This is a genomic window from Streptomyces sp. NPDC046349 (genome assembly GCF_055587885.1).
The window spans coordinates 264,182-284,822 of the sequence record NZ_JBVJFK010000006.1 but is presented as its reverse complement, the minus strand read 5'-3'; the positions used below and the strand labels follow the sequence as shown (position 1 = coordinate 284,822).

The following is a 20,641-nucleotide window of genomic DNA, read 5'->3' as shown; positions in this document are numbered from 1 at the left end:
GTTCAGCGGCGCGCGTCTGTCTGAACGAAGAGCACACCGAGGAAATGACCCTGACTTTCGCCCGTGAACCTGAAGTTCAGGCTGCGGGCACCACCGGACAGGGCGGGACTCAGGTCGAACACGTCCGCGTCATATCCGAGATTATTCATATGATCCGGCTGTCGCACGAAGGATTGGCCGCCGAATTCCGTGATCGTGGAATTCATGACGTCGTTGAAAGGGTTTTCGCCGTCGCTGAGGCTCACCCGGCGGCCACTGTCGGCCGTCACGGTGAGTGAGTCCCCGAGAGTGCCCCGGTCCCCGTCGTACGCGACCACGCCCACCCGGCCCGCCGAGCCGGCCGGCGCGTCCAGGCCCTCGATCCCGACCGTTCCGTCGCCCGCCCGGGCGGCGAGCGACTCGAAGCCGTCCCAGAGGGAGATCCGGCGCAGCGGCTCCTGCGGGTGCTCGTAGGCGACCACGAGCGTCCAGCCGCCCCAGGCGCCGACCTCGGAGTGGCCCATGGCGATGTTCAGCTGGGAGACCGTCCACATCCCCGCGCCGCCCTTGCGGACCAGCGGGGTCACGTCCGCGGAGGCCTGATAGGCGTCGCTGCCCGCGTCCGTGCGGTGGCCCATCACCGTGTCCGCGAGGACCTCCTTGTACTCCCCGCCCGGCTCGGCGACCAGCACCCGGCCGTTGTCCTCCGGCGGCTTCTGCTCGCCCACCCGCAGGTTCCCGCCCCAGTAGAGCCTGGCGTACGAGACCTTCGCGCCCTGCGGGACCTTGAGTTCGGCCCGGGTGGAGTTGTAGGTGTCCGGGTCCTTGTCGACCTCGCTGTAGAACATCTCGTACTCGCCGTTGACCCCCGCCGCGCCCCGCTTGACCTCGACGCACGGCTCCGCCTGCGGGGACTCCTCCTTGCGGCAGCTGATGCCCGAGTTGGAGGCGCGGACCAGCCCGCCGTGCTGCACGGCCTGGTAGCGCTGGGTGAACGGGACGCGGGGCAGCTCCTTGGGCGCGGGTGCCGCGGCGGCCGCCGAGGGAGTGTTCACGGAAAGTGCGAGGCAGGACAGCAGGCCGAGCGCGCCGAGGATTCTGCCGGAGGAACCCATGACCTGTCTCCAATTTTCGATCAAGGGGACAAAACAGGAGTGCACTTTGTCAGAAATCGGGCTGGAAATCACGCCGGACTCGCTCGTACGGCCTTTTGGGCGATAGCACGCACCCTGGCAACGGGCGGGTCGTTATGAGCTGCACCATTGTTCGAACCGAAAGGAAATACGCAGATGAAGAAGAGGCTGGTGCGCGTCACCACCATCGCCGCCGCGGGTGTCGCCGTGCTGATGGGCGGCGCGGGCCTCGCCTCCGCACACGGCGGGGGCGGTGCGACGGCCGAGGGCCTCGCGGCCGGCTCCCCCGGTGTGGCGAGCGGCAACCTGGGCCAGATCCCGGTCCACGTACCCGTGAACGTCTGCGGCCTGACCGCGAACCTCGCCGGCGCGCTGAACCCCGCGTTCGGCAACACGTGCGTGAACGCCTGAGCGTCAATCACGCCGCCCGAAACGGCTGCATCCGAGTGAAGCCGCGCAACCCGAGCCGGGTCGCCGCCGTTGATCCGGGTGCTCCGCTACCGGGCAATCCTGCAAAAAAGGGACGACAATGATCAAGAAGATGATGGCCTCGGCCGCGGTTGCCGCCTCGGTCGTGGGCATGGGTGCCGCGATGGCCCCGCAGGCGATGGCGGTCGGCAACGACAACGGCATCAACACCGTCAACGGCAACAACTCCGCGCAGATCTACGGCAACCAGGCCACCTACGGCAACATGAGCCCGCAGATGGCGCTCATCCAGGGCTCCTTCAACAAGCCCTGCATCGCGCTGCCCGCGAAGGCCAACGTCCAGTCCGTGCTGGCCCTGGTCAACGTCGGCGTCCAGGACATCCCGGTCCTGTCCAGCCCGCAGAACCAGCAGTGCACCGAGAACTCCACCCAGGCCAAGGGCGACGAGGCTCTCTCGCACATCCTCAGCAACATCCCGATCCTCTCCGGCAACGCCTCCGCCGGCAGCTGATCGCACCCCGCGCCCGCGAGGCCGCCGCACCTTCGGGTCGCGGCGGCCTCGCCGCATGTCGGACGGATCCGCCCTCCGGAATTCGCGGCGCAAATCACCGTCCGATCGGCCGCCGGAATTACACCGGGCGTCGGGGTGAATTTCCGGAGGATCGCCGAAAAGGCGCGGTTTCTTTTGCCCCGACTGCTCGTTGTTGATTCTGCAGCGGATACGCCTCTGTGGGAAGGATCGAAAAGAAAATGACGTACAAGAAGGCAGTGGTGCTGGCCGCCGGCGCTCTGATGGCCGCCGGTGCCGCCTCCCCCGCCATGGCCGACTCGGTCGCCGCCGGCACGGCCGCGGGCTCCCCCGGTGTCGCCTCCGGCAATGTCGCCCAGATTCCGGTCAACATCCCCGTCAACATCTGCGGCAACAGCGTCAACATCGTCGGGCTGCTGAACCCCGCGTTCGGCAACACCTGCGTCAACGCCTGACGCAGCGCGTGCGCCCGCAAGGGCAGACCTCCTCGAAGGTGGCCTCGGAGTGCACGGCGGTGCACTCCGAGGCCACCTTCGATTCACCACCGGCGCCTGCCGGTAGACAGGGAAGGACCCATGCGACAGGTACTGAGCCGACAGGTACTGGGCAAGGGCATGCTCACGGCGGCAGCCGCGTCGAGCCTGTTGTCGATCGCGACCGGGGCGGCCTACGCGCACACCGGTGCCACGGCCGAGGCCTCGCATTCGCCGGGGGTGCTGGCCGGCAACAGCGTCTCGGTACCCATCACGTTCTCCCCGAACGTGTGCGGCAACAGCGTGGACGGCGGTGCGGCCCTCAACCCCGCCATGGGGAACACCTGCGCCACCGGCGGCGGATCGCACACCGGCGCGGGCCGCGACTACGAGCGCTACCTGAGCCCCGAACAGGCCGAGGCCTTCGAGCGCTACCTCGACGAGCGCGCCGGCCGCCACGCGGTCCCGGAACAGCGCCAGGAGACGCGGCCGTACGAGGTGCCGCGGCAGCAGGTTCCGCAACCGGAGACGGCACCGCCGGATCAGGCCCGTCCGGATCAGGCCCGGCCGGAGGCCCCCCGGAAGGAGGGTCCCCGCCACGCCAAGCCGCGCCACGAGGAGCCCCGTCACGAGGACGGCTACGGCAGTCCCGGCGGGCAGGAGGCCCGGGAGGAGGAGTGCGACGACCACCCCGCACCGCATCCGCCGGCACACCACGCGCCGCCCGCACCCGAGCACCCGCACCCGAAGCCGGAGCCGGTGGAGGACCACCCGGCCCCGCTGCCCGCCCCGCAGCCGGTCCAGGAGGCTCCGGCGCCGCCCGCGGAGCAGCCCGTACCGCTCCCCGCGCCGGCACCCGCCCCGCAGCCGTCGGCCGCGGAGGCCCCCAAGCCGCTGCCCGCCCCGCAGCCGCCGGCCGAAGAGGCCCCGCACACACTGCCCGCCCCCGCGCCGGGCCCGGCCCCCGTGGTCGAGGAGGAGGCGCCGCCCGCGCCGCCGCACGGCAGCCACCGCGTGGAACGCCCGGCGCCCGCCCCGGTCCCCGAGGCCGCGCCGCCGGCGGACCAGCCGCCGGCCGCCCCCGGCGGCGACACCTCCCTCCACGTACCGCCGGCCCCCGCACCGGCGCCGGAGTCCGCCCCCGGGGCCGCGCCCGCCCCGGTCCCCGCGCCCGCTCCGGCCCCCGCACAGGCGGGTACGCCTCAGCTGGCCGAAACCGGCGCGGGTCAGCCCGCGGCCGCAGCGGCCCTCGCCTCGGCGCTGATCCTGGGCGGCGCCATTCTGTACCGGCGCTCGCGCGCCGCCTGACCGGCAATACCGGTAATCGGAAGACATGTCGGCCGGAGAATCCCTCGTCGGATTCTCCGGCCGCTGTCATGTACTCGCGCTTTCGCTCGCGCTTTCGCGTTTCCAGGGCGCCCGGGAATCGTTACGCATGGCGAAAGGGGCGCGCCGGTCGCCGCCCACGCCTCTGTCCACGAAAGAAGAGGATTTCGATAATGAAGCTCACGAAGGTCGCCGCTGTCGTCGTCGGCTCCGTCGCCGCCCTCGGCGCCTCCGGTACCGCGTTCGCCGCCGAGCCGGCGGCCGCGATGCCCCCCATGAGCCTGACCGGCGGGGTGACCCAGACACTGGACGCCGTCGCCCCCGTCACCGAGAACCTTCCGCAGACGGTGGGCAACGGCCTGGCCGAGCAGGGCGACACCGTCAACAAGGTCGTGGGCACCGCCCAGAAGGTCAACAAGGTCCGCAACGACGTCCCCGGCACCGTCCTCGGCCTCGCGAACGGCGCCACCCAGGCATCGCCGATGCTGGGCGGCGTACAGCTCAACGGCGGCAAGGGCTGAATCCTTCCGGTCACAGCACCGGATCCGGCGGGTCCGCCTCCCCCACCTGCCGACAGGACTGTGGGCGCCACCGGCAAGGCCGGGGCGCCCACTGTCAGTTGCTGCGACCTACGTCAGTCGTTGACGCAGACGTTGCCGAACGCCGGGTTCAGCAGGGCGATCACGTTCACGGTGTTGCCGCAGACGTTGACCGGGACGTGCACCGGGACCTGGAGCAGGTTGCCGGAGAGGACGCCGGGGGAACCCACGGCCGCGCCCTCGGCCGACGAGTCGGCGACGGCGGAGCCGGCGGCACCGGCCGCGGCGAGACCAGCGGTGGCCAGGACCAGGGCGGCCTTCTTGGCAGAGTTCATGGGAAGTGCACCTTCTGTTCGACGTTCCGCCCCGCTCCGGGGCTCACACCGAGCGAAACGGTCCACACTCCCAGACGACACGGCTTCGCGCACGAACAGACCTGTTCGGCTCAATCGCCGTCACCGTGTTGCCGTTCCGGTCCCGTTACGGGAGGGCGGGCAGCTGGACGTCGGGGATCTCCACGTCGGGGATCTCCGGCACGAGTTCGACCGGCGCCGCCGGATCGGGCAGCGCCGGCGGGGTGAGCGGCACCTGCGGGAGCTCGACCCCGGGGATCTCGGGGAGCTGCACCCCCGGAATGCTCGGCAGGTTGATCTCCGGCAGCTTGATCTCGGGAAGCTCGATGTCCGGGATCTTGATCTCCGGCAGGGTGACGCCCGCCGGCAGCAGGGCCTTGATCTGCTCGAGGAGCCCGTTCACGAGGTCGTCGATCGGGCCCGACGGGGCCGCCTTGGTGGACACCGCATCGGGCCCGGAGTCGAGAGCGCTCGCGGGTGCCGCCGCGCCGGTCAGTATGACGACGGCGAGCGCCGAGGGGACGAGGAGGCGGGCGCGGGACGGCTTCGTGCGGTGCATGGGGGTTCCTTCGCGGGGGGACACGGGGACACGGGAGCGGCCCGGACCGGACCGCTCCTTGACTCACCGTGGGAACACCCCGTACGGAGCGCAACAGGAAGCCGGGCGATGGGGGCCGCGTACGGGCTTCGCGCACCTGTCCGCAGGCGGCTCACCCGGGCTGGGTAAAACATCGGGACGCGCGGGCCGTTTGAGTGAAGCAGCGGAACCAACCCCCGGCCGGGCAGTTGATCAGGGCGCTCCATCAGCGGGCACTCGTGCGACAAAAGGATCAAGATGTTCAAGAAGTTCATGACCGCCGCCGCGGTTACCGCCGTTGCCGTCGGCGCGGGCGCTGCTGCCGCTGCCCCGGCCATGGCCATCGGCAACGACAACGGGGTCAACACCGTCAACGGCAACGGTGCCCAGCAGATCTACGGCAACCAGAAGACCCACGGCGACCAGAGCCCGCAGCTCAGCCTGGTCCAGGGCTCCCTGAACAAGCCCTGCATCGGCCTGCCGGCGAAGGTCAACGCCCAGTCGCTGATCGCCGCGCTCAACATCGGCGTCCAGGACATCAACGTCCTGTCCAACCCGCAGAACCAGCAGTGCACCGAGAACTCCACCCAGGCCAAGGGCGACGAGCCGCTCTCCCACATCCTGGACAACATCCCGGTCCTGTCCGGCAACGCCTCCGTCGGCAGCTGATTTCCGCTCCCCCCGCCCCGCGCGAGGGTCCGGGCCGACGGGCCCGCGGAAGTGTTGCGACAGGGCCCCGGCAGCGTCCAGCTGCCGGGGCCCTCGCACGTGCCGCGCACGCGGCGGTCAGCCGGTCCAGAAGTCCCACCACCGGGTGAGGACAAGCATCCCGATCACCCCGATGTGCAGGGCGGGCGGGGCCCAGCCGAACTCGCTGACGAAGGTCCGCAGCGGACCGGGGGCCGGGAGCGCCCGCGTACGGACGTTGTGCGCGGTGACCGCCCAGAACATCAGCAGGGTCGCCACCCAGGCCAGGCAGCACCACAGGCAGAGCGCGTTGATCTCGTAGAGCGACTGGACCATGAGCCAGCTGCAGAAGCCGACGCCGAAGAGCGTGCCGGCGTTCAGTCCGAGCCAGAACCAGCCACGGTAGCGGGGGCCCGCCAGGGCGCCCGCGCCGACGCAGACCACGACGGCGTAGGCGACCAGTCCCAGCATGGGATTGGGGAAGCCGAAGGCCTGCGCCTGCTCGCTCTGCATCACGCTGCCGCAGGAGACCACCGGGTTGAGGCTGCACGCGGGCTTGAAGTTCGGGTCCTCCAGCAGGAGGAACTTGTCGAGGGTGATCACCCATGAGGCCAGCACGCCGGCCGCGCCGGTGACGGCCAGCAGCCAGGCCAGGCCCCTTGGTACGGCGTCCCGTTCGCCTGCGTCTGTGCTGCGGGCCCGCCCCTGCTGGCGCGGGACGCCCACTGTATTCGTTGCCATGTGGCCCATATTCCCCCGTCTCCACCCAGAGCGGACCCAACCATGCGCATTCGCACGCAAGTTGACCTGAAGGTGTGGCGGGAACCTCCGATGCTTCCCGGACGTTTTACCGAACCCCGGACGTGATGTCAGAGCCAGGGGTTACGTTGAGCTTCCGCGAAGTGACAAGCTGCGACGGCCTGGAGACCCACCTTGAGCGATCCGTACGAGACAACCGGGGCGCACCTCGACCGACTCCTCGGCCGCGCCCTCAACTCCTTCGACCTGCCCGACAGGTTGGTCGAGCGCCTCGGTACGGCGCTCGCCCACAGCTCTTCGCTCCACACCACCCACCACAACCCGGCGGCCGGCGTCTGGCGGGAGACGCACCGGCACACCTACCTGCTGGCCGACGGCGGTTCGGCCTCGCTGTGGGAGCTGTCGTACCGGCCGGAGGGCGACCGCGCCGTGCGGCACGAGATCTTCGCGAGCAAGGCGGAGACCTGCCTGGCGGTGGCCCGGCTGTTCGGGGAGTCCGCCGCGGGGGCGGTCCCCGATCCGGTGCCGCTCGCGGGCGAGGAGGATCCGTACGACGACGCCTCGGCGCTCGGTGCGCTGTTGGCCTCCGCGGCTCCGGTGCCCCGGCATCGGGAGTACGTGGTGCAGGATTCCGCCGACCACGCGCGCCGGGTGCTGCGCCGCGCGGAGAATCCGGACCGGCCCGGCGAGCGGGTGGCCGCGCTGCTGCGCGCGGCGTACGCGCACCAGATCACCCAGGCGTTCGGGACGCGGCAGGCCCTGCCGAACGGACGGGACGCGGGCTTCAATCTCTACGAGCACGCCTTCGTGCTGCTGGACGGGACCGAACTGAGCCTGTGGGAGGTCGAGCACACGGCGACGCCCGACGGGCGGCACATGTGCGAGGTGTACGAGAGCGAGGCCGTCGCGCGCGGGGCGATGGAGCTGCGCGCCCGGGTCGGCTGAGCCCGTCTCCCGTCCGCACCTTTGGGGATGGGAACAAGGGAAAGCGGACATGCCCGCCCAGGAAGGGCGGGCATGTCCGGAGCGAAGACCGAGGCCGTGCCTAGAGGGCGGGCACCTTCTCGGGGGTGTTCGCCGCGTGCTCGGCGGCGCCTTCGCGCTCCTCCATCGGGATCGCCTTGCGCGGCAGCATGAACATCACCGCGGAGATCACGACCAGCACGCCCACGACCCACCAGAGCGCGCCGCGGAAGGCCTCGACGTAGGGCGGGCCGAAGACCATGTCGTCCTCGATCAGCCCGAAGAAGACGACGGAGGTCAGGGCGAGGCCCAGCGCGTTGCCCATCTGGCCGGTGGTGTTGATCAGCCCGGAGGCCGAACCCGCGTCCCGGCGCGGCACCTCGGACAGCGTGGTGTCGTTGAGCGGGGCGACGATCAGGCCCATGCCGATGCCCATGAGGATCAGCGGGGCGGCCATCTGCCAGGAGGCGATCTCCATGCCGTAGTGCTCGGACTCCCAGATGTAGAGGACCAGGCCCGCGGCCATGACCAGGGCGCCCGCCTGGAGCACCTTGCGGCCGAAGCGCGGCACGAGCTTCTCCACCGAGAGGCCGGCCGCCACGGAGACGGCGATGGAGAAGGGGATGCCGGTGGTGCCGGCCCGCAGGGCGCTCCAGCCGAGGCCCATCTGCATGTAGAGGGTCCAGACCAGGAAGAAGATGCCGGTCGCGATACCGAAGGTCAGCTGGACCGCGATACCGCCGGCGAAGCTCTTGACCTTGAAGAGCGAGAGCTCGACGAGCGGGGAGCCGTCCTTCTTGATCTTGTACTTCTCGTACGCGATGAACGCGGCGAAGACGAACGGCGACGCGATCATGCAGACGAAACCCCACAGCGGCCAGCCGTTCTCGCGGCCCTGGGTGAGCGGGAAGATCAGCATGACGAGGGCGAGGGTCGCGAGGACGACGCCGACCAGGTCCAGCCGCAGGGCCTGCGGGGCCTTGGACTCGCTGATGAACTTGCGGCCCAGGATCACGCCGGCGATGCCGACGGGCAGGTTGATCAGGAAGATCGGGCGCCACTCGAGACCGAAGAGGTTCCACTCCGTGAGCAGCGCGCCGAGCATGGGGCCGGAGACGGCACCGAGGCCCACGATCGCGCCGAACATCCCGAAGACCTTGCCACGCTCCTGCGGCGGGAAGGTCACGTGGATGATGGCCAGCACCTGCGGCACCATCATGGCGGCCATGCCGCCCTGGAGGATGCGGGAGGCGACCAGCATGCCCGGATCGGCCGCGATGCCGCAGAGCAGCGAGGCGACCGTGAAGCCCGCTATGCCGATGAGGAAGAGGCGCTTGCGTCCGTAGATGTCACCGAGACGGCCGCCGGTGATGAGCCCTGCGGCGAACGCGAGCGCGTAGCCGGCGGTGATCCACTGGATCGCGCTGGTGGAGGCGCCGAAGTTCTGGCGCAGGGTGGGTATCGCGATGTTGACGATCGTGACGTCGACCAGGTCCATGAAGGCCGCGGTCATCACGATGGCGAGCGCCAGCCAGCGGCGGCGGTCGGGGGGTGAGCTCGGTGCGTCGTGGGCTTCGTCGTTCCGCTCTTCTTGTGCGGGCCCGTTCTCTCTTTCGGGCGATTTCTTGGGCGTCTCGGTGGTCATGAGGAGAAACCTAGACGGGATGTAGGTCAGTTAGTGTCCTATTTCGCTGGCAACCTGGTGCCATGACCGACACACCGGCACGGCTGCTCTCCCTGCTGTCCCTCCTGCAGACCCCTCGCGAATGGCCCGGCAGCGAGCTGGCGGAGCGACTGCGGGTCAGCTCGCGGACCATCCGACGCGACATCGAGCGACTGCGGGAGCTCGGCTACCCCGTCGAGGCCACCCTCGGGGCCGAAGGCGGCTACCGGCTGGTGGCGGGCGCGGCGATGCCGCCGCTGCTGCTCGACGACGAGGAGGCCGTGGCGATCGCGGTGGGGCTGCGGGCAGGGGCCGGGCACGCGATCGAGGGCGTGGAGGAGGCCTCCGTACGCGCCCTGGCAAAGCTGGAGCAGGTGCTGCCGTCGCGGCTGCGGCACCGGGTGGGCACGCTCCAGTCGGCCACGATCGCGCTCACGCGGGGCGACGGCGCCAGCGTGGACCCGCGGACGCTGACGACGATGGCGGCGGCCGTGGCCGGGCCGGAGCGGCTCCGGTTCGCCTACCGGGCGCGCGACGGGGCCGAGTCCCGGCGGCTGGTGGAGCCCTACCGGCTGGTCAGCACGGGCAGCCGGTGGTATCTGGTGGCCTACGACATGGAGCGGGAGGACTGGCGGACCTTCCGGGTGGACCGGGTGGCCGAGGCCTTCGCGACCGGGGCCCGGTTCGCGCCGCGGGAGCTGCCGATGGACGCGGAGGAGTTCGTACGGCGGGGGCTCGGCGCGCACGGCTCGCGGACGTACCCGGTGGAGGTCGCTTTCGAGGCGGGAGCGGCCGAGCTGCCGGAGTGGCTGCGGGCGGCCGCCGTGCCGGGCGGGGCGAGCCCGACCGTGGTCCGGTTCGAGAGCCGGGACGCGCCGGAGTGGCTGGCGGCCCGGCTGGCCCTGACGGGGCTGGCCTTCACGGTGCGAGGGCCGGGCCCCTTGGCGGAGGCGGCTCGGATGCTGGGGGCGCGCCTGAGCGGAGCCGCTTCCTTCGGGGCGGCCGACGGGCAGCGGCCGCCAGGCACCTGAGGGGGACGGAGCGCGCTGCCCGAGACCTGCCGGACCGCGTCCGCGGCCGGCCTCGACCCGGCCCCGGACAGGGAGAGCCCCGGCGCCTGGGGGGGATAGGCACCGGGGCTCGTAAGGGGGCTCGGCGGCGGGGCGAGGTGCGGTGCCGGGCGGCCGGGCCCGCAGGACCGGAGCAGACGACCTAGGCCACGGCGTCGAAGCCGGTGTCGCGCGCCATCCGCTTCAGTTCCAGCAGGGCGTGCTTCTCGATCTGGCGGATCCGCTCGCGGGTCAGACCGTGCTGCTTGCCGACCTCGGTCAGGGTCCGCTCGCGGCCGTCGTCGATCCCGTAGCGCATCTTGATGATCGACGCGGTGCGCTGGTCGAGCTTGCCGAGCAGGTCCTCCAGCTCCTCGCTGCGCAGCAGCGAGAGCACGGACTGCTCGGGGGAGATCGCCGAGGTGTCCTCCAGGAGGTCACCGAACTGCGTGTCGCCCTCGTCGTCCACCGACATGTTCAGGCTGACCGGGTCGCGCGCCCAGTCCAGTACGTCGCCGACGCGCTTCTCCGTCGAGTCCAGCTCGGCGGCGATCTCGGCGTGCTCCGGGTCGCGGCCGTTCTCGCGGTTGAACTCGCGCTGGACCCGGCGGATCCGGCCGAGCTCCTCGACCAGGTGGACGGGGAGGCGGATGGTGCGGGACTGGTCGGCGATGGAGCGGGTGATGGCCTGCCGGATCCACCACGTGGCGTACGTGGAGAACTTGAAGCCCTTGGTGTAGTCGAACTTCTCCACGGCGCGGACCAGGCCGGCGTTGCCCTCCTGGATCAGGTCGAGGAGGGGCAGGCCGCTGCGCGGATAGCGCCGGGCGACGGCGACGACGAGGCGGAGGTTGGAGCGGATGAAGACTTCCTTGGCCCGCTCCCCTTCGGCGGCCAGCGCCTCCAGCTCCTCGCCGGTGGGCTTGTCCCCGTCGCGCTCTATCGCGCCGTCGAGGATCTGCTGGGCGTATACACCGGCCTCGATGATCTGGGAGAGCTCCACTTCCCTTGCGGCGTCGAGGAGCGGGGTGCGCGCGATCTCGTCCAGGTACATGCCGACCAGGTCGCGGTCTGCGATCTCCCCGCCCACAGCGCGTGCGCTGCTCGTGGACTGACGGCGGGCGACGGCGCGGGTTGCCATGCGTGCTCCCTTGCGATGAGTTCGGTCGCGGTGCGGCTTCCGGACGGCCACCGTGGTGCGGTGGTGCGTCCTCGGACACTCTCCCGAGTGCCCGCTTCCGAAGGAAACAACGACTGGAATCGGGACAGAATTCCCACGCCGGTCCCTCTTTTTCGAGATCTTGCAGTATCCTGCCCCGCCCGCGAGAGCGGGACGAATGTCGCACGATCGCGAAGATGTGCAGGTCAGACCACGAAAAGCGCCCCGCCCGACGTCGCCCGAGGACTCGTGTCCGTGAGACGGCCGTCACGCTCGGCGCCACCGCGTTCACTCGGAACGGCGCCGCCCCGGCTGCACTCCCACCCCCGAAGACGGCCCCCACGGGCTTCCGGTTGCCTGGTCACCCGTTCGGGTGAGGACCGGGCATATTTCTTCGGCATGGGACGCGGCCTCTGCGTCCCAGGGCGTCGCCGGGGGCCATACGCGGGACCCGCCGAGGGATGCGCCATCGACGAGTCGATCACCGCGGCCTGGAAGGGAACCTCCTAGCCGAACTGGAGGGAGCGCTTCGAGAGGCCCATCCAGAAGCCGGACACCGGGTCGCGGCGAGCCGTGAGGTCGCCGGTGGCGTCGGCCGCGCCGAGGGTGACGAAGAGCGGGGCGAAGTGTTCCGTACGGGGGTGGGCCAGGCGGCCGGACGGGGACTTGGCCTCGAAGTCGAGCAGCGAGTCGACGTCGCCGGCGGCCAGCGCCTCCCGGCCCCACGCGTCGAACTCCGCGGACCAGGCGGGGACGCCCGGGCCCGTGTGGCGCAGTGCGGCCAGGTTGTGGGTGAAGAAGCCGCTGCCGACGACGAGGACGCCCTCGTCGCGCAGGGGTGCCAGCTTGCGGCCGATGTCCATCAGGCGGCGCGGGTCCAGCGTCGGCAGGGACATCTGGAGGACCGGTATGTCGGCCTCCGGGAACATCTCGACCAGCGGGACGTACGCGCCGTGGTCCAGGCCGCGGTCCGGGATGTCCTGGACGGGGGTGCCCGGGGCCCCGAGCAGCGCCCGGACCGAGGCCGCGAGCGCGGGGGCGCCCGGGGCGTCGTAACGGACCCGGTAGTAGTGCTCGGGGAAGCCCCAGAAGTCGTGGACGAGCGGGGCCCGTTCGGTGGCGCCGAGGGCCAGGGGGGCCTCCTCCCAGTGGGCGGAGACCATGAGTATCGCCGTGGGGCGGGGCAGGTCCGCCGACCAGGCGGCCAGTTCGCCCGGCCAGACCGGGTCGTCGGCGAGCGGCGGCGCCCCGTGGCTGAGGTACAGCGCCGGCATGCGCGCCGCCTGCGGGGTCGCGCCCGTCGGGTCCTGGGGTGCGGGGGCCGGGGTCATGAGGGCGCTCCTCCGTCGTCGTACGGGGCTGCCTCGAAAAAGACACACCCCACTTGGTTCAAGTTTGAACCAAGTGGGGTGCCCAGTCATTCCCGCCGGCGCGGGGCCCGGGTCAGTGGGCGATCACCGGGACCTTGATCACGGCGTCCTCGGCGGACCCGGAGCCGGAGGCCGCCGGGTCGCCCGCACCCGGGCGGCCGGTGTTGATCAGCGCCAGGGCGATGGCCGCGCTGGCGGCCAGGATGCCCACCGCCCACCAGATGGCGGAGGCGTAGCCCTCGACCATGGCCTGCGCCTGCACCATCCGGGCCGCGACACCGCCGGCGGCGGCCTCTGCCGCGTGGTCGGCCAGGTACGCGGTGGTCGCCGATGCCGCGATGGTGTTCAGCAGCGCCGTGCCGATGGCGCCGCCGACCTGCTGCGAGGTGTTGACCATGGCGGAGGCGACACCGGCGTCGGCCGGGTCCACGCCGTGGGTGGACAGGGACATGGCCGGCATGAAGGCCGTGCCCATGCCGAGGCCGAGCAGCAGCTGCGCCGGCAGGATCAGTGCCGGGTACGACGATCCGACCTCCAGCTGGGTCAGCAGCAGCATGCCGACGGCGGCGACCAGGAAGCCCGGGCCCATCAGCAGGCGCGGTGCGACGCGGGTCATCAGGCGGGCGCCGATCTGGGTGGAGCCCAGGATCATGCCCGCGATCATCGGCAGAAACGCGAAGCCGGTCCTGACGGGCGAGAAGCCCTTGACGACCTGGAGGTAATAGGTGAGGAAGAGGAACAGGCCGAACATCGCGATGACGGCCAGGCCGAGCGAGAGGTAGACGCCCCCGCGGTTGCGCTCCAGCAGCACGCGCAGGGGCAGCAGCGGGGACTTCACCATGGATTCGACGAGGACGAACGCCGCCAGCAGGGCCCCCGAGGCGATGAACATGGCCACGGTGACCGCGTCCGACCAGCCGGCCGACTCGGCGCGGGTGAAGCCGTACACCAGGGCCACGAGACCGGTGGTGGACAGGACCACCCCGGGGATGTCCAGCGGGGCGCGGTTGCGGGAGCCGGCGGGCTCGCGGATGACCATCCAGGCACCCACGGCCGCGACGATCGCGAAGGGGATGTTGACGAAGAAGGTCCAGCGCCAGTCGAGGTACTCGGTGAGGAAGCCGCCGAGGATCAGGCCGACGGCGCCGCCGCCGCCCGCGATCGCGCCGTAGATGCCGAAGGCCTTGGCGCGCTCCTTGGCGTCGGTGAACATCACCGCGAGCAGGGAGAGGGCCGCCGGTGCGAGGAGCGCGCCGAAGGCACCCTGGAGGGCGCGGGCGCCGAGCATCATGGCCTCGCCGTTCGCGGCGCCGCCGAGCGCGGAGGCCAGGGCGAAGCCGACGAGGCCGACGACGAAGGCGTTCTTGCGGCCCCACTTGTCGGCGATGCGGCCGCCGAAGAGGAGCAGTCCGCCGAAGGCCAGCGCGTAAGCGGTGATGACCCACTGGCGGTTGCCGTCGGAGATGCCGAGGTCGGTCTGGGCGGAGGGGAGGGCGATGTTCACGATGGTCGCGTCGAGGACGACCATCAGCTGGGCCAGGGCTATGAAGACGAGCGCCTTCCAGCGACTGGGATCGGCAGCCGACGGGAGTGTCGCGGCTGTTTTCGGCATGGGGGTACCCACTTCACTGTGCGGAATGACCGGGAAAGGCTGTTGCGTAAGCTCTGAGCTTTTGGCGGTATCACATGGTTTTCAGCGTGGTTTTCAGGCGGTTTTCAGCGTCAGGTCTTCCAAAGTTGCTGCGGAGCCGGGCAGTTCGGAGCGGGCCGGGGCCCGCAGCCCGTCGAGGAAGAGCTGGAGATGGCGGTGGGCGAAGCGGTCGGTGTCGAAGCAGGCGGTGCCCGGCAGGGGGCGGCTGAGCTGGGAGAGGGCGACCATCAGGTCGCCGACGCCGATGTCCGCCCGGACCAGTCCGGCCTCCTGCCCGGCGGCCAGGAGGGTCTCGACGGCCTCCGCCAAGGCGGTGCGCGCCGCAAGGAGTTCGGGGTGGTCGCGGTCGAAGCCGTCGGCGAGCATCGGGCACAGGGCGCCGATCCGCTCGTCGGCGGCGGTGTGCGTGAACCGGCACAGTGCGGCGAAGGCGTCGGCCTCCTCGGCCAGCGAGGACCGGGCCGAGGCCGTGACCCGCTCCGTCGTGAAGAGCACGACGTGGTGGACGAGGGTGTCGCGGTCGGGGAAGTGCCGGTAGAGGGTGGCGTTTCCGATGCCCGCACGGCGGGCGACCTCGTCGAAGGGGGCCGCCGAGCCGAACTCTACGAAGGCCTCGCGGGCCGCCGCCAGGATCCGCTCGCGGTTGCGGACGGCGTCGGCCCGCGTGCGCGGGACGGGCGGGGCCGCCGCGGCGATCGTGGTGGGGCGCTTCATTCCGGGCCTCCCTTTGGACGGTGGCGAGCAATTCGGGACGTACCCGCCGGCTCGCCCAAACGGGGAGCCGGTCCCCGTTTGGCGGGACTCACGTACAAACGGGGAACTGATCCCCGGTTATTTCACTCGCACGTGTGAGCCGGGTCACGCCGTCGAGCGCGGGCCGTCACCGTTTGGCCTCTCCCGACGCGCGGGCGCGGCGCGCCCGACGGAGGGTGAATCGCACAGGGCGCAGACCGGACAGGGCCGGCTGCCGCGGACCCGAAGGCGATCTCCATGACGCAGACCCGCCCCCGGATACGCAGACCACGCCTCACCGGCGCGTACATCGGACTGACCGCGCTGGCGATCGGCGTCACGGCGACGGCGAGCACGGGCATACCGGGCCGCGGCCAGTCCGCCGCCGGGCCGGTGGGCACGACCGTCGAATCCGCGCTCGCGCCGTGCCGGATCGCCGGGACGATGGGCGTGCAGATGTCCGAGGGCATGCCGACCCCGCCCGGGTACTCGCGCTCGACGGGAGAGGTACGGGCGCTGAACCTGATGATCGACTTCCCCGACGCCAAGGGTGAGGGCACGGCCCTGGACCGGATGGCGGAGTTCTTCCCGCAGACCTCCGACTGGTTCCGCACCAGTTCCTACGGCCGGCTGGCCTACCGGGCCGAGGCTCCGATAAGGACCTGGCTGCGGATGCCGATGCCCTTCGCGGCGTACGGGATCGAGCGCGGCTCCTCGTACGAGCCGGGCTACCGGCAGCTCGTCGAGCACATCGCGAAGGCCGCCGACTCCGAGGTGGACTTCAGCCGGTACGACCTGATCAACATCCTGGTCACGCCGAACGCCGGGCCGTCCGCCCTGGACACCGTCCTGTCGGTGACCTTCTCGGGGAACGGCGAGGCGCCGATGGCCGACGGGGTGCCCCTGTCCAACACGTCCTTCGTCTACAGCCGGCAGGACGACGGCTCCGGGACCTACCGCGAGACCGGCTACCGCGTGCTACCCCACGAGAACGGCCATGTCTTCGGGCTGCCCGACCTCTACACCTCCGACGGCGGGAACACCGTCGGGCACTGGGACATCATGAGCGAGGACTGGGGTGCCAACAACGATCTGATGGGCTGGCACAAGTGGAAGCTGGGCTGGCTGGACAGCACGCAGATCTCCTGCGCGTCGAAGTCCGGCACCAGCGACCACGTGCTGACCCCGCTGGCGGTGGAGGGCGGCATGAAGCTGGCGTTCGTCCCGCTGTCGGAGAGCGTCGGCTACGCCGTCGAGGTGCGGACGCGGGCCGGCAACGACGAGGCCGTCTGCAGGCCCGGCGTCCTCATCTACAAAGTGGACTCCGACGTGGACACCGGGCACGGTCCCGTGACCGTGTCGGACAGCTCGGACGCGAGCGGCGGCTGCACCCGCCGGCCCAACGTGCACGCCGAACTGTCGGACGCGCCGTTCCGGCCGGGCGAGACCTTCACCGACGAGAAGGCCGGCATCAGCGTCTCGGTGGTGGGCGAGCTGCGCGACGGCAGCTACCAGGTCCGCATCATCCGCCCGTAGCTCCGCAGCCGGGGCCGCCCGGCGCGGCCCCGGCTCCTTGCCCTGTGCCGGCCGGCACGCGGTCAGTGCGCGAGGGCCGCACGCAGGATGTCCACGACCGCGCCTCGGTGGGCGTCGGCGAGGAGGAAGAAGTGGTCGCCGTCGAAGCGGCGGACCCGGCAGGATCCGGTCGTGTGGTCGGCCCAGCCGTCCAGCGGCTCGTGCGGGACCAGCGGATCGGCCGTACCTCCGATGACGTGGAGGGGCACGTCGAGCCGTACGTCCTCGAAGCCGACGGCGGCCTCCCTGCTGAGGTCGATGTCGGCGCGCAGGACGCGCGTGACGTGGGCGAGCATCTCCGGGTCGTGCAGGACCCACTCCGGGGTGCCTCCGCCCTCCCGCAGCAGCCGGACGGCGTCCTCCTCGCTGCTGGTGGCGTGCGCCCGGCGCCGGGTCCGGCCGGGTACCTGGCCGCTGACGACGGCGGCCCGGCAGTGCGGGCCGAGGAGTTGCGCCGCGCGGGCGGCGAGGAGCGCTCCGAGGCTGTGGCCGAAGACGACGGTGGGCAGCGGGTCCCGGCCGAGCACCTCGGCGGTCACGGAGTCCATCACCTCGTCGAGGCGGCAGCCGGGGGTCTCGCCGAAGCGGCGCTCCCTGCCCGGCAGCGAGAGCCCGAGCACCTCGACGTCGTCGGGCAGTGGTTCGACGAGGGGGAAGAGGGTGTTGGGCCCGGCGCCGGAGTGCGGGAAGACCAGCAGGCGCCGCCTGGGCGCGGCAGCCGGCTGAAGCCGCAGCTGCGGCCACCAGGGGGCGGTGGAAGAGGACTTGATCTCGCTCACGTCGTCCGTCCCGGTCACGGGCAGTGGATGATCTGGCCGGCGTAGGACAGGCCGCCGCCGAAGGCGAAGAGCAGCACGGGCGCCCCCTTCTCGATCTCGCCCCGCTCGATGAGCTTGGAGAGCGCGAGCGGGATGCTGGCCGCCGAGGTGTTGCCGGATTCCACGACGTCCTTGGCGACGACGGCGTTGACCGCGCCGATCTTGCGGGCCAGCGGCTCGATGATCCGCAGGTTGGCCTGGTGCAGGACGACGCCGCCCAGGTCCTCGGGCTTGACTCCGGCCCGCTCGCACACCTGGAGCGCGACCTTCGGCAGGGCTGTGGTCGCCCAGCGGTACACCGACTGGCCCTCCTGGGAGAAGGTGTGGGACGGCGCCTCGATGCGCACGGCGTGCCCCATCTCGGGTACGGATCCCCACACGACCGGGCTGATCCGCGACTCCTCGGAGGCGGCCACGACGGCCGCCCCGGCCCCGTCGCCGATGAGCACGCATGTGGTGCGGTCGGTCCAGTCGGCGAAGTCCGTCAGCTTCTCCACGCCGATGACCAGGGCCTTCGTGGCGGAGCCGGTACGGATGCTCTGGTCCGCCAGGGCCATCGCGTGCGGGAAGCCGGAACAGGCCGTGTTCACGTCGATCGCGGCCGGAGCCTGTGCGCCCACGGCCGCGGCGACACGGGCCGCCGTGTTGGGGGAACGGTCCTGCGCCGTGCAGGTGGCCACGATGACGAAATCTATGTCCTCTCCGGACAGACCGGCGTTGGCGAGAGCGTTCGCGGCGGCCTTCGCCGCCATGTCCGAAACCGACTCGTCCTCGGCGGCCACCCGGCGGGTCTTGATCCCGACCCGGCTCTGGATCCACTCGTCGCTGGTGTCGACCATCTGCTCCAGATCGGCGTTGGTCAGCACCTTCGACGGCTGATAGTGCCCGAAGGCTAGGACGCGGGACCCGACCATCAGTGTTTCTCCTCGCTCCATGGACCCTGACCCGGATCCGGGTTGACCGATGGTCAGCCTATGCAGCGGGCCGACCGCGCTCATATGACTTTCGGGGATCGCCGCCCGCGGAACTCGATCACATCCGGTGCAACCGCCACGCACGCCCCGTCGTCCCCATCGACAAGATGTTCGCGCCTTTCGGAAATGCGTTCGTTTCGACCGAGCTGTACGCATACCCTGAGCGCGCTTCACTTTCTGAACTGGTTCAATAAAAAGGGGGGACCGGTGCAGCGTCACCGCGTCATGATTTCGGCTGCCGTCGTAGCGGCGGCCATCGGCTTCGTGCCGACCGCGGCCCAGGCCGCAGACCAGCCCGCGCAGCGCCAGGGGAGCGCGGCCGCGGCCATGGGTTCCGCCAAGGCCGCCGCGGCGAAGTCCGCCGTCTTCCACAGCCCGGCGGAACGTACGGTCCGCACGTCCGGGTCCGGCAAGGCGGCCGCTCCGCAGGCCGCGGGGGCCGCGCAGGGCAACGCCGGCCTCGCCGTCGACCTGCGGGCATCGGCCACGTCGGGGCGCGGCTTCAGCCTGGCGTCCCGGATCACCACCAGCGCCGACGCCCCCCTCAGGGTCGACATCGACTGGGGCGACGGGAAGACCGACACCGAGCACGTCACCGGGGCGAAGCTCCTGACCTCGAAGCACACCTTCGCCGAGGTGGGCAAGCACAAGGTCACGGTCACGCTGACCGACCAGGACAACAACGTGACGGCCACCAACAGCGTGGACGTGCAGTCGCTCGGCTCGAAGTTCACCCCGCACGCACCGACCCGGCTGCTCGACACCCGGTCCGGAATCGGCGGCACCAACCGCCCGGTCACCCCGTACGGCGTGGCCCGCGTGAAGGTCGGCGGCAACAGCGGCATCCCGGCCGACGCGACCGCCGTGGCGCTCAACGTCACCGTCGTCAGCCCCCGTTCCGGCGGCCACATCACCGCCTACCCGTCGGGCACGGAGCAGCCGACCACCTCGAACGTCAACTTCGTCGCGGGCCAGACCGTGCCGAACATGACGATCGTGCGGGTCGGTGCGGACGGCTACGTCGAGCTCGTCAATCGCAGTTACGGCGACGTCGACCTGCTCGCGGACGTCACCGGCTACTTCAGCCCCTCCGGTACCGCCGGCGGCTACACCTCGCTGGACCCGTTCCGCATCGCCGACAGCCGCACCGGCCAGGGCACCTGGGGCCAGGTCGCCGGGCAGAGCACGTTCGGACTCCAGGTCGCCGGCAACGGCGCGGTCCCGGCGAGCGGGGTCACCGCGGTGGCCCTCAACGTCACCGTCACGGCCCCCCGCGGCGCGGGGCACCTGACCGTGTTCCCGACCGGGCAGCCGGCACCGGACACGTCGAACGTGAACTTCAAGGCCGGTCAGACCATCGCGAACTCGGTGATCGTCCCGGTGGGTCCCGACGGCAGGATCAACATCCGCAACGGCGCCTGGGACCCGGCCGACGTCATCGTGGACGTCGTCGGCTACTACAGCCCCGGCAGCAAGGCGTCCTACATCCCGACGCCGCCGACGCGTCTGCACGACTCGCGCGACTACGACTTCCCGGTCGACGGGCAGGACTTCCGCTGGCTGCCGCTCGCGGACGGCAATCCGACGGTCACGGCGTTCGTCCTGAACACCACGGTCACCGACACCCAGGGCAGCGGGCACCTCACGGTCGCCCCGGACCCGTACACCTGGGCCCAGCGCGAGAGCGGGACCGCGCCCAACCCGACTCCGCCGAACTCCTCCAACCTGAACTGGACGAAGGGCGAGACCGTCCCGAACCTGGTCCAGGCGAGCACCGGCACGACCGGCGTCATCGACTTCTGGAACCGCGGCTGGGAGCGCACGCACCTCGTGGTGGACATGTTCGGCTTCTACGAGAAGGACTGATCCGCCGGGCCCGTCCGGGGCCCCGCGGCCGTGCCCC

The 20,641-nt window shown here is 71.1% G+C and carries 21 protein-coding genes; 10 read left to right on the top strand and 11 right to left on the bottom strand.

What is annotated here, in order from left to right; genetic code table 11:
- Positions 1 to 2: 2 nt before the first annotated feature.
- The gene (locus tag ACZ6JS_RS16640) at positions 3 to 1,094 is read right to left on the bottom strand and encodes a DUF3344 domain-containing protein (protein ID WP_469298521.1); all 1,092 of its coding nucleotides are present in this window, start codon (positions 1,092 to 1,094) and stop codon (positions 3 to 5) included.
- A gap of 174 nt (positions 1,095 to 1,268) precedes the next feature.
- Here ACZ6JS_RS16640 and ACZ6JS_RS16635 point away from each other — a divergent pair, with 174 nt between their 5' ends.
- From ACZ6JS_RS16635 to ACZ6JS_RS16615, 5 genes are all read left to right on the top strand, one after another.
- A complete protein-coding gene (locus ACZ6JS_RS16635) occupies positions 1,269 to 1,523 on the top strand; it encodes a chaplin (RefSeq protein ID WP_469298519.1) in 255 nt (84 codons plus the stop codon).
- A 118-nt stretch (positions 1,524 to 1,641) separates the two neighbouring features.
- Positions 1,642 to 2,052, top strand: a complete 411-nt coding sequence (locus ACZ6JS_RS16630; RefSeq protein WP_030767099.1) for a rodlin — start codon at positions 1,642 to 1,644, stop codon at positions 2,050 to 2,052.
- Between the two features lie 239 nt (positions 2,053 to 2,291).
- Positions 2,292 to 2,525, top strand: a complete 234-nt coding sequence (locus ACZ6JS_RS16625; protein ID WP_469298518.1) for a chaplin — start codon at positions 2,292 to 2,294, stop codon at positions 2,523 to 2,525.
- A 120-nt stretch (positions 2,526 to 2,645) separates the two neighbouring features.
- Positions 2,646 to 3,851: a chaplin gene (locus tag ACZ6JS_RS16620; protein WP_469298516.1), complete on the top strand. Its 1,206-nt coding sequence runs from the start codon at positions 2,646 to 2,648 to the stop codon at positions 3,849 to 3,851.
- Positions 3,852 to 4,042: 191 nt separating this feature from the next.
- A complete protein-coding gene (locus ACZ6JS_RS16615) occupies positions 4,043 to 4,390 on the top strand; it encodes a hypothetical protein (RefSeq protein ID WP_030845165.1) in 348 nt (115 codons plus the stop codon).
- Between the two features lie 113 nt (positions 4,391 to 4,503).
- On the opposite strand, the gene ACZ6JS_RS16610 is transcribed toward ACZ6JS_RS16615, so the two are convergent.
- Positions 4,504 to 4,743 carry a chaplin gene (locus tag ACZ6JS_RS16610; protein WP_030845163.1) on the bottom strand — a complete coding sequence of 80 codons (240 nt, stop codon included), beginning with the start codon at positions 4,741 to 4,743 and terminating at the stop codon, positions 4,504 to 4,506.
- A 145-nt stretch (positions 4,744 to 4,888) separates the two neighbouring features.
- Entirely contained in the window at positions 4,889 to 5,320 is a 432-nt protein-coding gene (locus ACZ6JS_RS16605) for a hypothetical protein (protein WP_469298515.1), read from the bottom strand.
- 276 nt (positions 5,321 to 5,596) lie between these two features.
- Here ACZ6JS_RS16605 and ACZ6JS_RS16600 point away from each other — a divergent pair, with 276 nt between their 5' ends.
- Positions 5,597 to 6,007, top strand: a complete 411-nt coding sequence (locus tag ACZ6JS_RS16600; protein ID WP_469298514.1) for a rodlin — start codon at positions 5,597 to 5,599, stop codon at positions 6,005 to 6,007.
- 117 nt (positions 6,008 to 6,124) lie between these two features.
- Here the strand turns inward: ACZ6JS_RS16600 and ACZ6JS_RS16595 are convergent, their stop codons facing one another.
- A complete protein-coding gene (locus ACZ6JS_RS16595) occupies positions 6,125 to 6,766 on the bottom strand; it encodes a vitamin K epoxide reductase family protein (protein ID WP_469298512.1) in 642 nt (213 codons plus the stop codon).
- Positions 6,767 to 6,958: 192 nt separating this feature from the next.
- Between ACZ6JS_RS16595 and ACZ6JS_RS16590 the strand changes: the two genes are divergently transcribed.
- The gene (locus tag ACZ6JS_RS16590) at positions 6,959 to 7,729 is read left to right on the top strand and encodes a DUF6227 family protein (RefSeq protein WP_469298510.1); all 771 of its coding nucleotides are present in this window, start codon (positions 6,959 to 6,961) and stop codon (positions 7,727 to 7,729) included.
- A gap of 100 nt (positions 7,730 to 7,829) precedes the next feature.
- Here ACZ6JS_RS16590 and ACZ6JS_RS16585 read toward each other — a convergent pair whose 3' ends face one another.
- Complete coding sequence (locus ACZ6JS_RS16585) at positions 7,830 to 9,392, bottom strand: MFS transporter (protein WP_469298508.1); 1,563 nt, start codon at positions 9,390 to 9,392, stop codon at positions 7,830 to 7,832.
- Positions 9,393 to 9,454: 62 nt separating this feature from the next.
- On the opposite strand from ACZ6JS_RS16585, the gene ACZ6JS_RS16580 reads away from it, so the two are divergent.
- Positions 9,455 to 10,441, top strand: a complete 987-nt coding sequence (locus ACZ6JS_RS16580; protein WP_469298507.1) for a helix-turn-helix transcriptional regulator — start codon at positions 9,455 to 9,457, stop codon at positions 10,439 to 10,441.
- Between the two features lie 181 nt (positions 10,442 to 10,622).
- On the opposite strand, the gene ACZ6JS_RS16575 is transcribed toward ACZ6JS_RS16580, so the two are convergent.
- The 4 genes from ACZ6JS_RS16575 to ACZ6JS_RS16560 form a co-directional block, all read right to left on the bottom strand.
- Positions 10,623 to 11,600: a sigma-70 family RNA polymerase sigma factor gene (locus tag ACZ6JS_RS16575; RefSeq protein ID WP_469298506.1), complete on the bottom strand. Its 978-nt coding sequence runs from the start codon at positions 11,598 to 11,600 to the stop codon at positions 10,623 to 10,625.
- Positions 11,601 to 12,124: 524 nt separating this feature from the next.
- Complete coding sequence (locus ACZ6JS_RS16570) at positions 12,125 to 12,949, bottom strand: dioxygenase family protein (RefSeq protein WP_469298504.1); 825 nt, start codon at positions 12,947 to 12,949, stop codon at positions 12,125 to 12,127.
- Positions 12,950 to 13,061: 112 nt separating this feature from the next.
- On the bottom strand, positions 13,062 to 14,600 hold the full coding sequence (locus ACZ6JS_RS16565) for an MFS transporter (RefSeq protein WP_469298502.1): 1,539 nt from the start codon (positions 14,598 to 14,600) through the stop codon (positions 13,062 to 13,064).
- 93 nt (positions 14,601 to 14,693) lie between these two features.
- On the bottom strand, positions 14,694 to 15,353 hold the full coding sequence (locus tag ACZ6JS_RS16560; RefSeq protein WP_469298500.1) for a TetR/AcrR family transcriptional regulator: 660 nt from the start codon (positions 15,351 to 15,353) through the stop codon (positions 14,694 to 14,696).
- 276 nt (positions 15,354 to 15,629) lie between these two features.
- Here ACZ6JS_RS16560 and ACZ6JS_RS16555 point away from each other — a divergent pair, with 276 nt between their 5' ends.
- Entirely contained in the window at positions 15,630 to 16,907 is a 1,278-nt protein-coding gene (locus ACZ6JS_RS16555; RefSeq protein ID WP_469298499.1) for a M6 family metalloprotease domain-containing protein, read from the top strand.
- 62 nt (positions 16,908 to 16,969) lie between these two features.
- On the opposite strand, the gene ACZ6JS_RS16550 is transcribed toward ACZ6JS_RS16555, so the two are convergent.
- Together ACZ6JS_RS16550 and ACZ6JS_RS16545 are read right to left on the bottom strand one after the other, a co-directional pair.
- A complete protein-coding gene (locus tag ACZ6JS_RS16550) occupies positions 16,970 to 17,743 on the bottom strand; it encodes a thioesterase II family protein (protein WP_469298497.1) in 774 nt (257 codons plus the stop codon).
- Positions 17,740 to 18,678 (bottom strand): beta-ketoacyl-ACP synthase III, encoded by a 939-nt coding sequence (locus ACZ6JS_RS16545; protein WP_469298496.1) that lies wholly within the window; start codon positions 18,676 to 18,678, stop codon positions 17,740 to 17,742. Before ACZ6JS_RS16545 ends, ACZ6JS_RS16550 begins: the two co-directional genes overlap by 4 nt.
- 285 nt (positions 18,679 to 18,963) lie before the next feature.
- Here ACZ6JS_RS16545 and ACZ6JS_RS16540 point away from each other — a divergent pair, with 285 nt between their 5' ends.
- Positions 18,964 to 20,604, top strand: coding sequence for a hypothetical protein (locus ACZ6JS_RS16540; protein ID WP_469298494.1), 1,641 nt, complete (start codon positions 18,964 to 18,966; stop codon positions 20,602 to 20,604).
- Positions 20,605 to 20,641: the final 37 nt, after the last annotated feature.

Bases quoted from the DNA above. Each gene is read 5' to 3' on its own strand.
- ACZ6JS_RS16640 (WP_469298521.1), bottom strand. From the start codon at position 1,094: ATGGGTTCCTCCGGCAGAATCCTCGGCGCGCTCGGCCTGCTGTCCTGC.
- ACZ6JS_RS16635 (WP_469298519.1), top strand. From the start codon at position 1,269: ATGAAGAAGAGGCTGGTGCGCGTCACCACCATCGCCGCCGCGGGTGTC.
- ACZ6JS_RS16630 (WP_030767099.1), top strand. From the start codon at position 1,642: ATGATCAAGAAGATGATGGCCTCGGCCGCGGTTGCCGCCTCGGTCGTG.
- ACZ6JS_RS16625 (WP_469298518.1), top strand. From the start codon at position 2,292: ATGACGTACAAGAAGGCAGTGGTGCTGGCCGCCGGCGCTCTGATGGCC.
- ACZ6JS_RS16620 (WP_469298516.1), top strand. From the start codon at position 2,646: ATGCGACAGGTACTGAGCCGACAGGTACTGGGCAAGGGCATGCTCACG.
- ACZ6JS_RS16615 (WP_030845165.1), top strand. From the start codon at position 4,043: ATGAAGCTCACGAAGGTCGCCGCTGTCGTCGTCGGCTCCGTCGCCGCC.
- ACZ6JS_RS16610 (WP_030845163.1), bottom strand. From the start codon at position 4,743: ATGAACTCTGCCAAGAAGGCCGCCCTGGTCCTGGCCACCGCTGGTCTC.
- ACZ6JS_RS16605 (WP_469298515.1), bottom strand. From the start codon at position 5,320: ATGCACCGCACGAAGCCGTCCCGCGCCCGCCTCCTCGTCCCCTCGGCG.
- ACZ6JS_RS16600 (WP_469298514.1), top strand. From the start codon at position 5,597: ATGTTCAAGAAGTTCATGACCGCCGCCGCGGTTACCGCCGTTGCCGTC.
- ACZ6JS_RS16595 (WP_469298512.1), bottom strand. From the start codon at position 6,766: ATGGCAACGAATACAGTGGGCGTCCCGCGCCAGCAGGGGCGGGCCCGC.
- ACZ6JS_RS16585 (WP_469298508.1), bottom strand. From the start codon at position 9,392: ATGACCACCGAGACGCCCAAGAAATCGCCCGAAAGAGAGAACGGGCCC.
- ACZ6JS_RS16580 (WP_469298507.1), top strand. From the start codon at position 9,455: ATGACCGACACACCGGCACGGCTGCTCTCCCTGCTGTCCCTCCTGCAG.
- ACZ6JS_RS16575 (WP_469298506.1), bottom strand. From the start codon at position 11,600: ATGGCAACCCGCGCCGTCGCCCGCCGTCAGTCCACGAGCAGCGCACGC.
- ACZ6JS_RS16570 (WP_469298504.1), bottom strand. From the start codon at position 12,949: ATGACCCCGGCCCCCGCACCCCAGGACCCGACGGGCGCGACCCCGCAG.
- ACZ6JS_RS16565 (WP_469298502.1), bottom strand. From the start codon at position 14,600: ATGCCGAAAACAGCCGCGACACTCCCGTCGGCTGCCGATCCCAGTCGC.
- ACZ6JS_RS16560 (WP_469298500.1), bottom strand. From the start codon at position 15,353: ATGAAGCGCCCCACCACGATCGCCGCGGCGGCCCCGCCCGTCCCGCGC.
- ACZ6JS_RS16555 (WP_469298499.1), top strand. From the start codon at position 15,630: ATGACGCAGACCCGCCCCCGGATACGCAGACCACGCCTCACCGGCGCG.
- ACZ6JS_RS16545 (WP_469298496.1), bottom strand. From the start codon at position 18,678: ATGGTCGGGTCCCGCGTCCTAGCCTTCGGGCACTATCAGCCGTCGAAG.
- ACZ6JS_RS16540 (WP_469298494.1), top strand. From the start codon at position 18,964: ATGATTTCGGCTGCCGTCGTAGCGGCGGCCATCGGCTTCGTGCCGACC.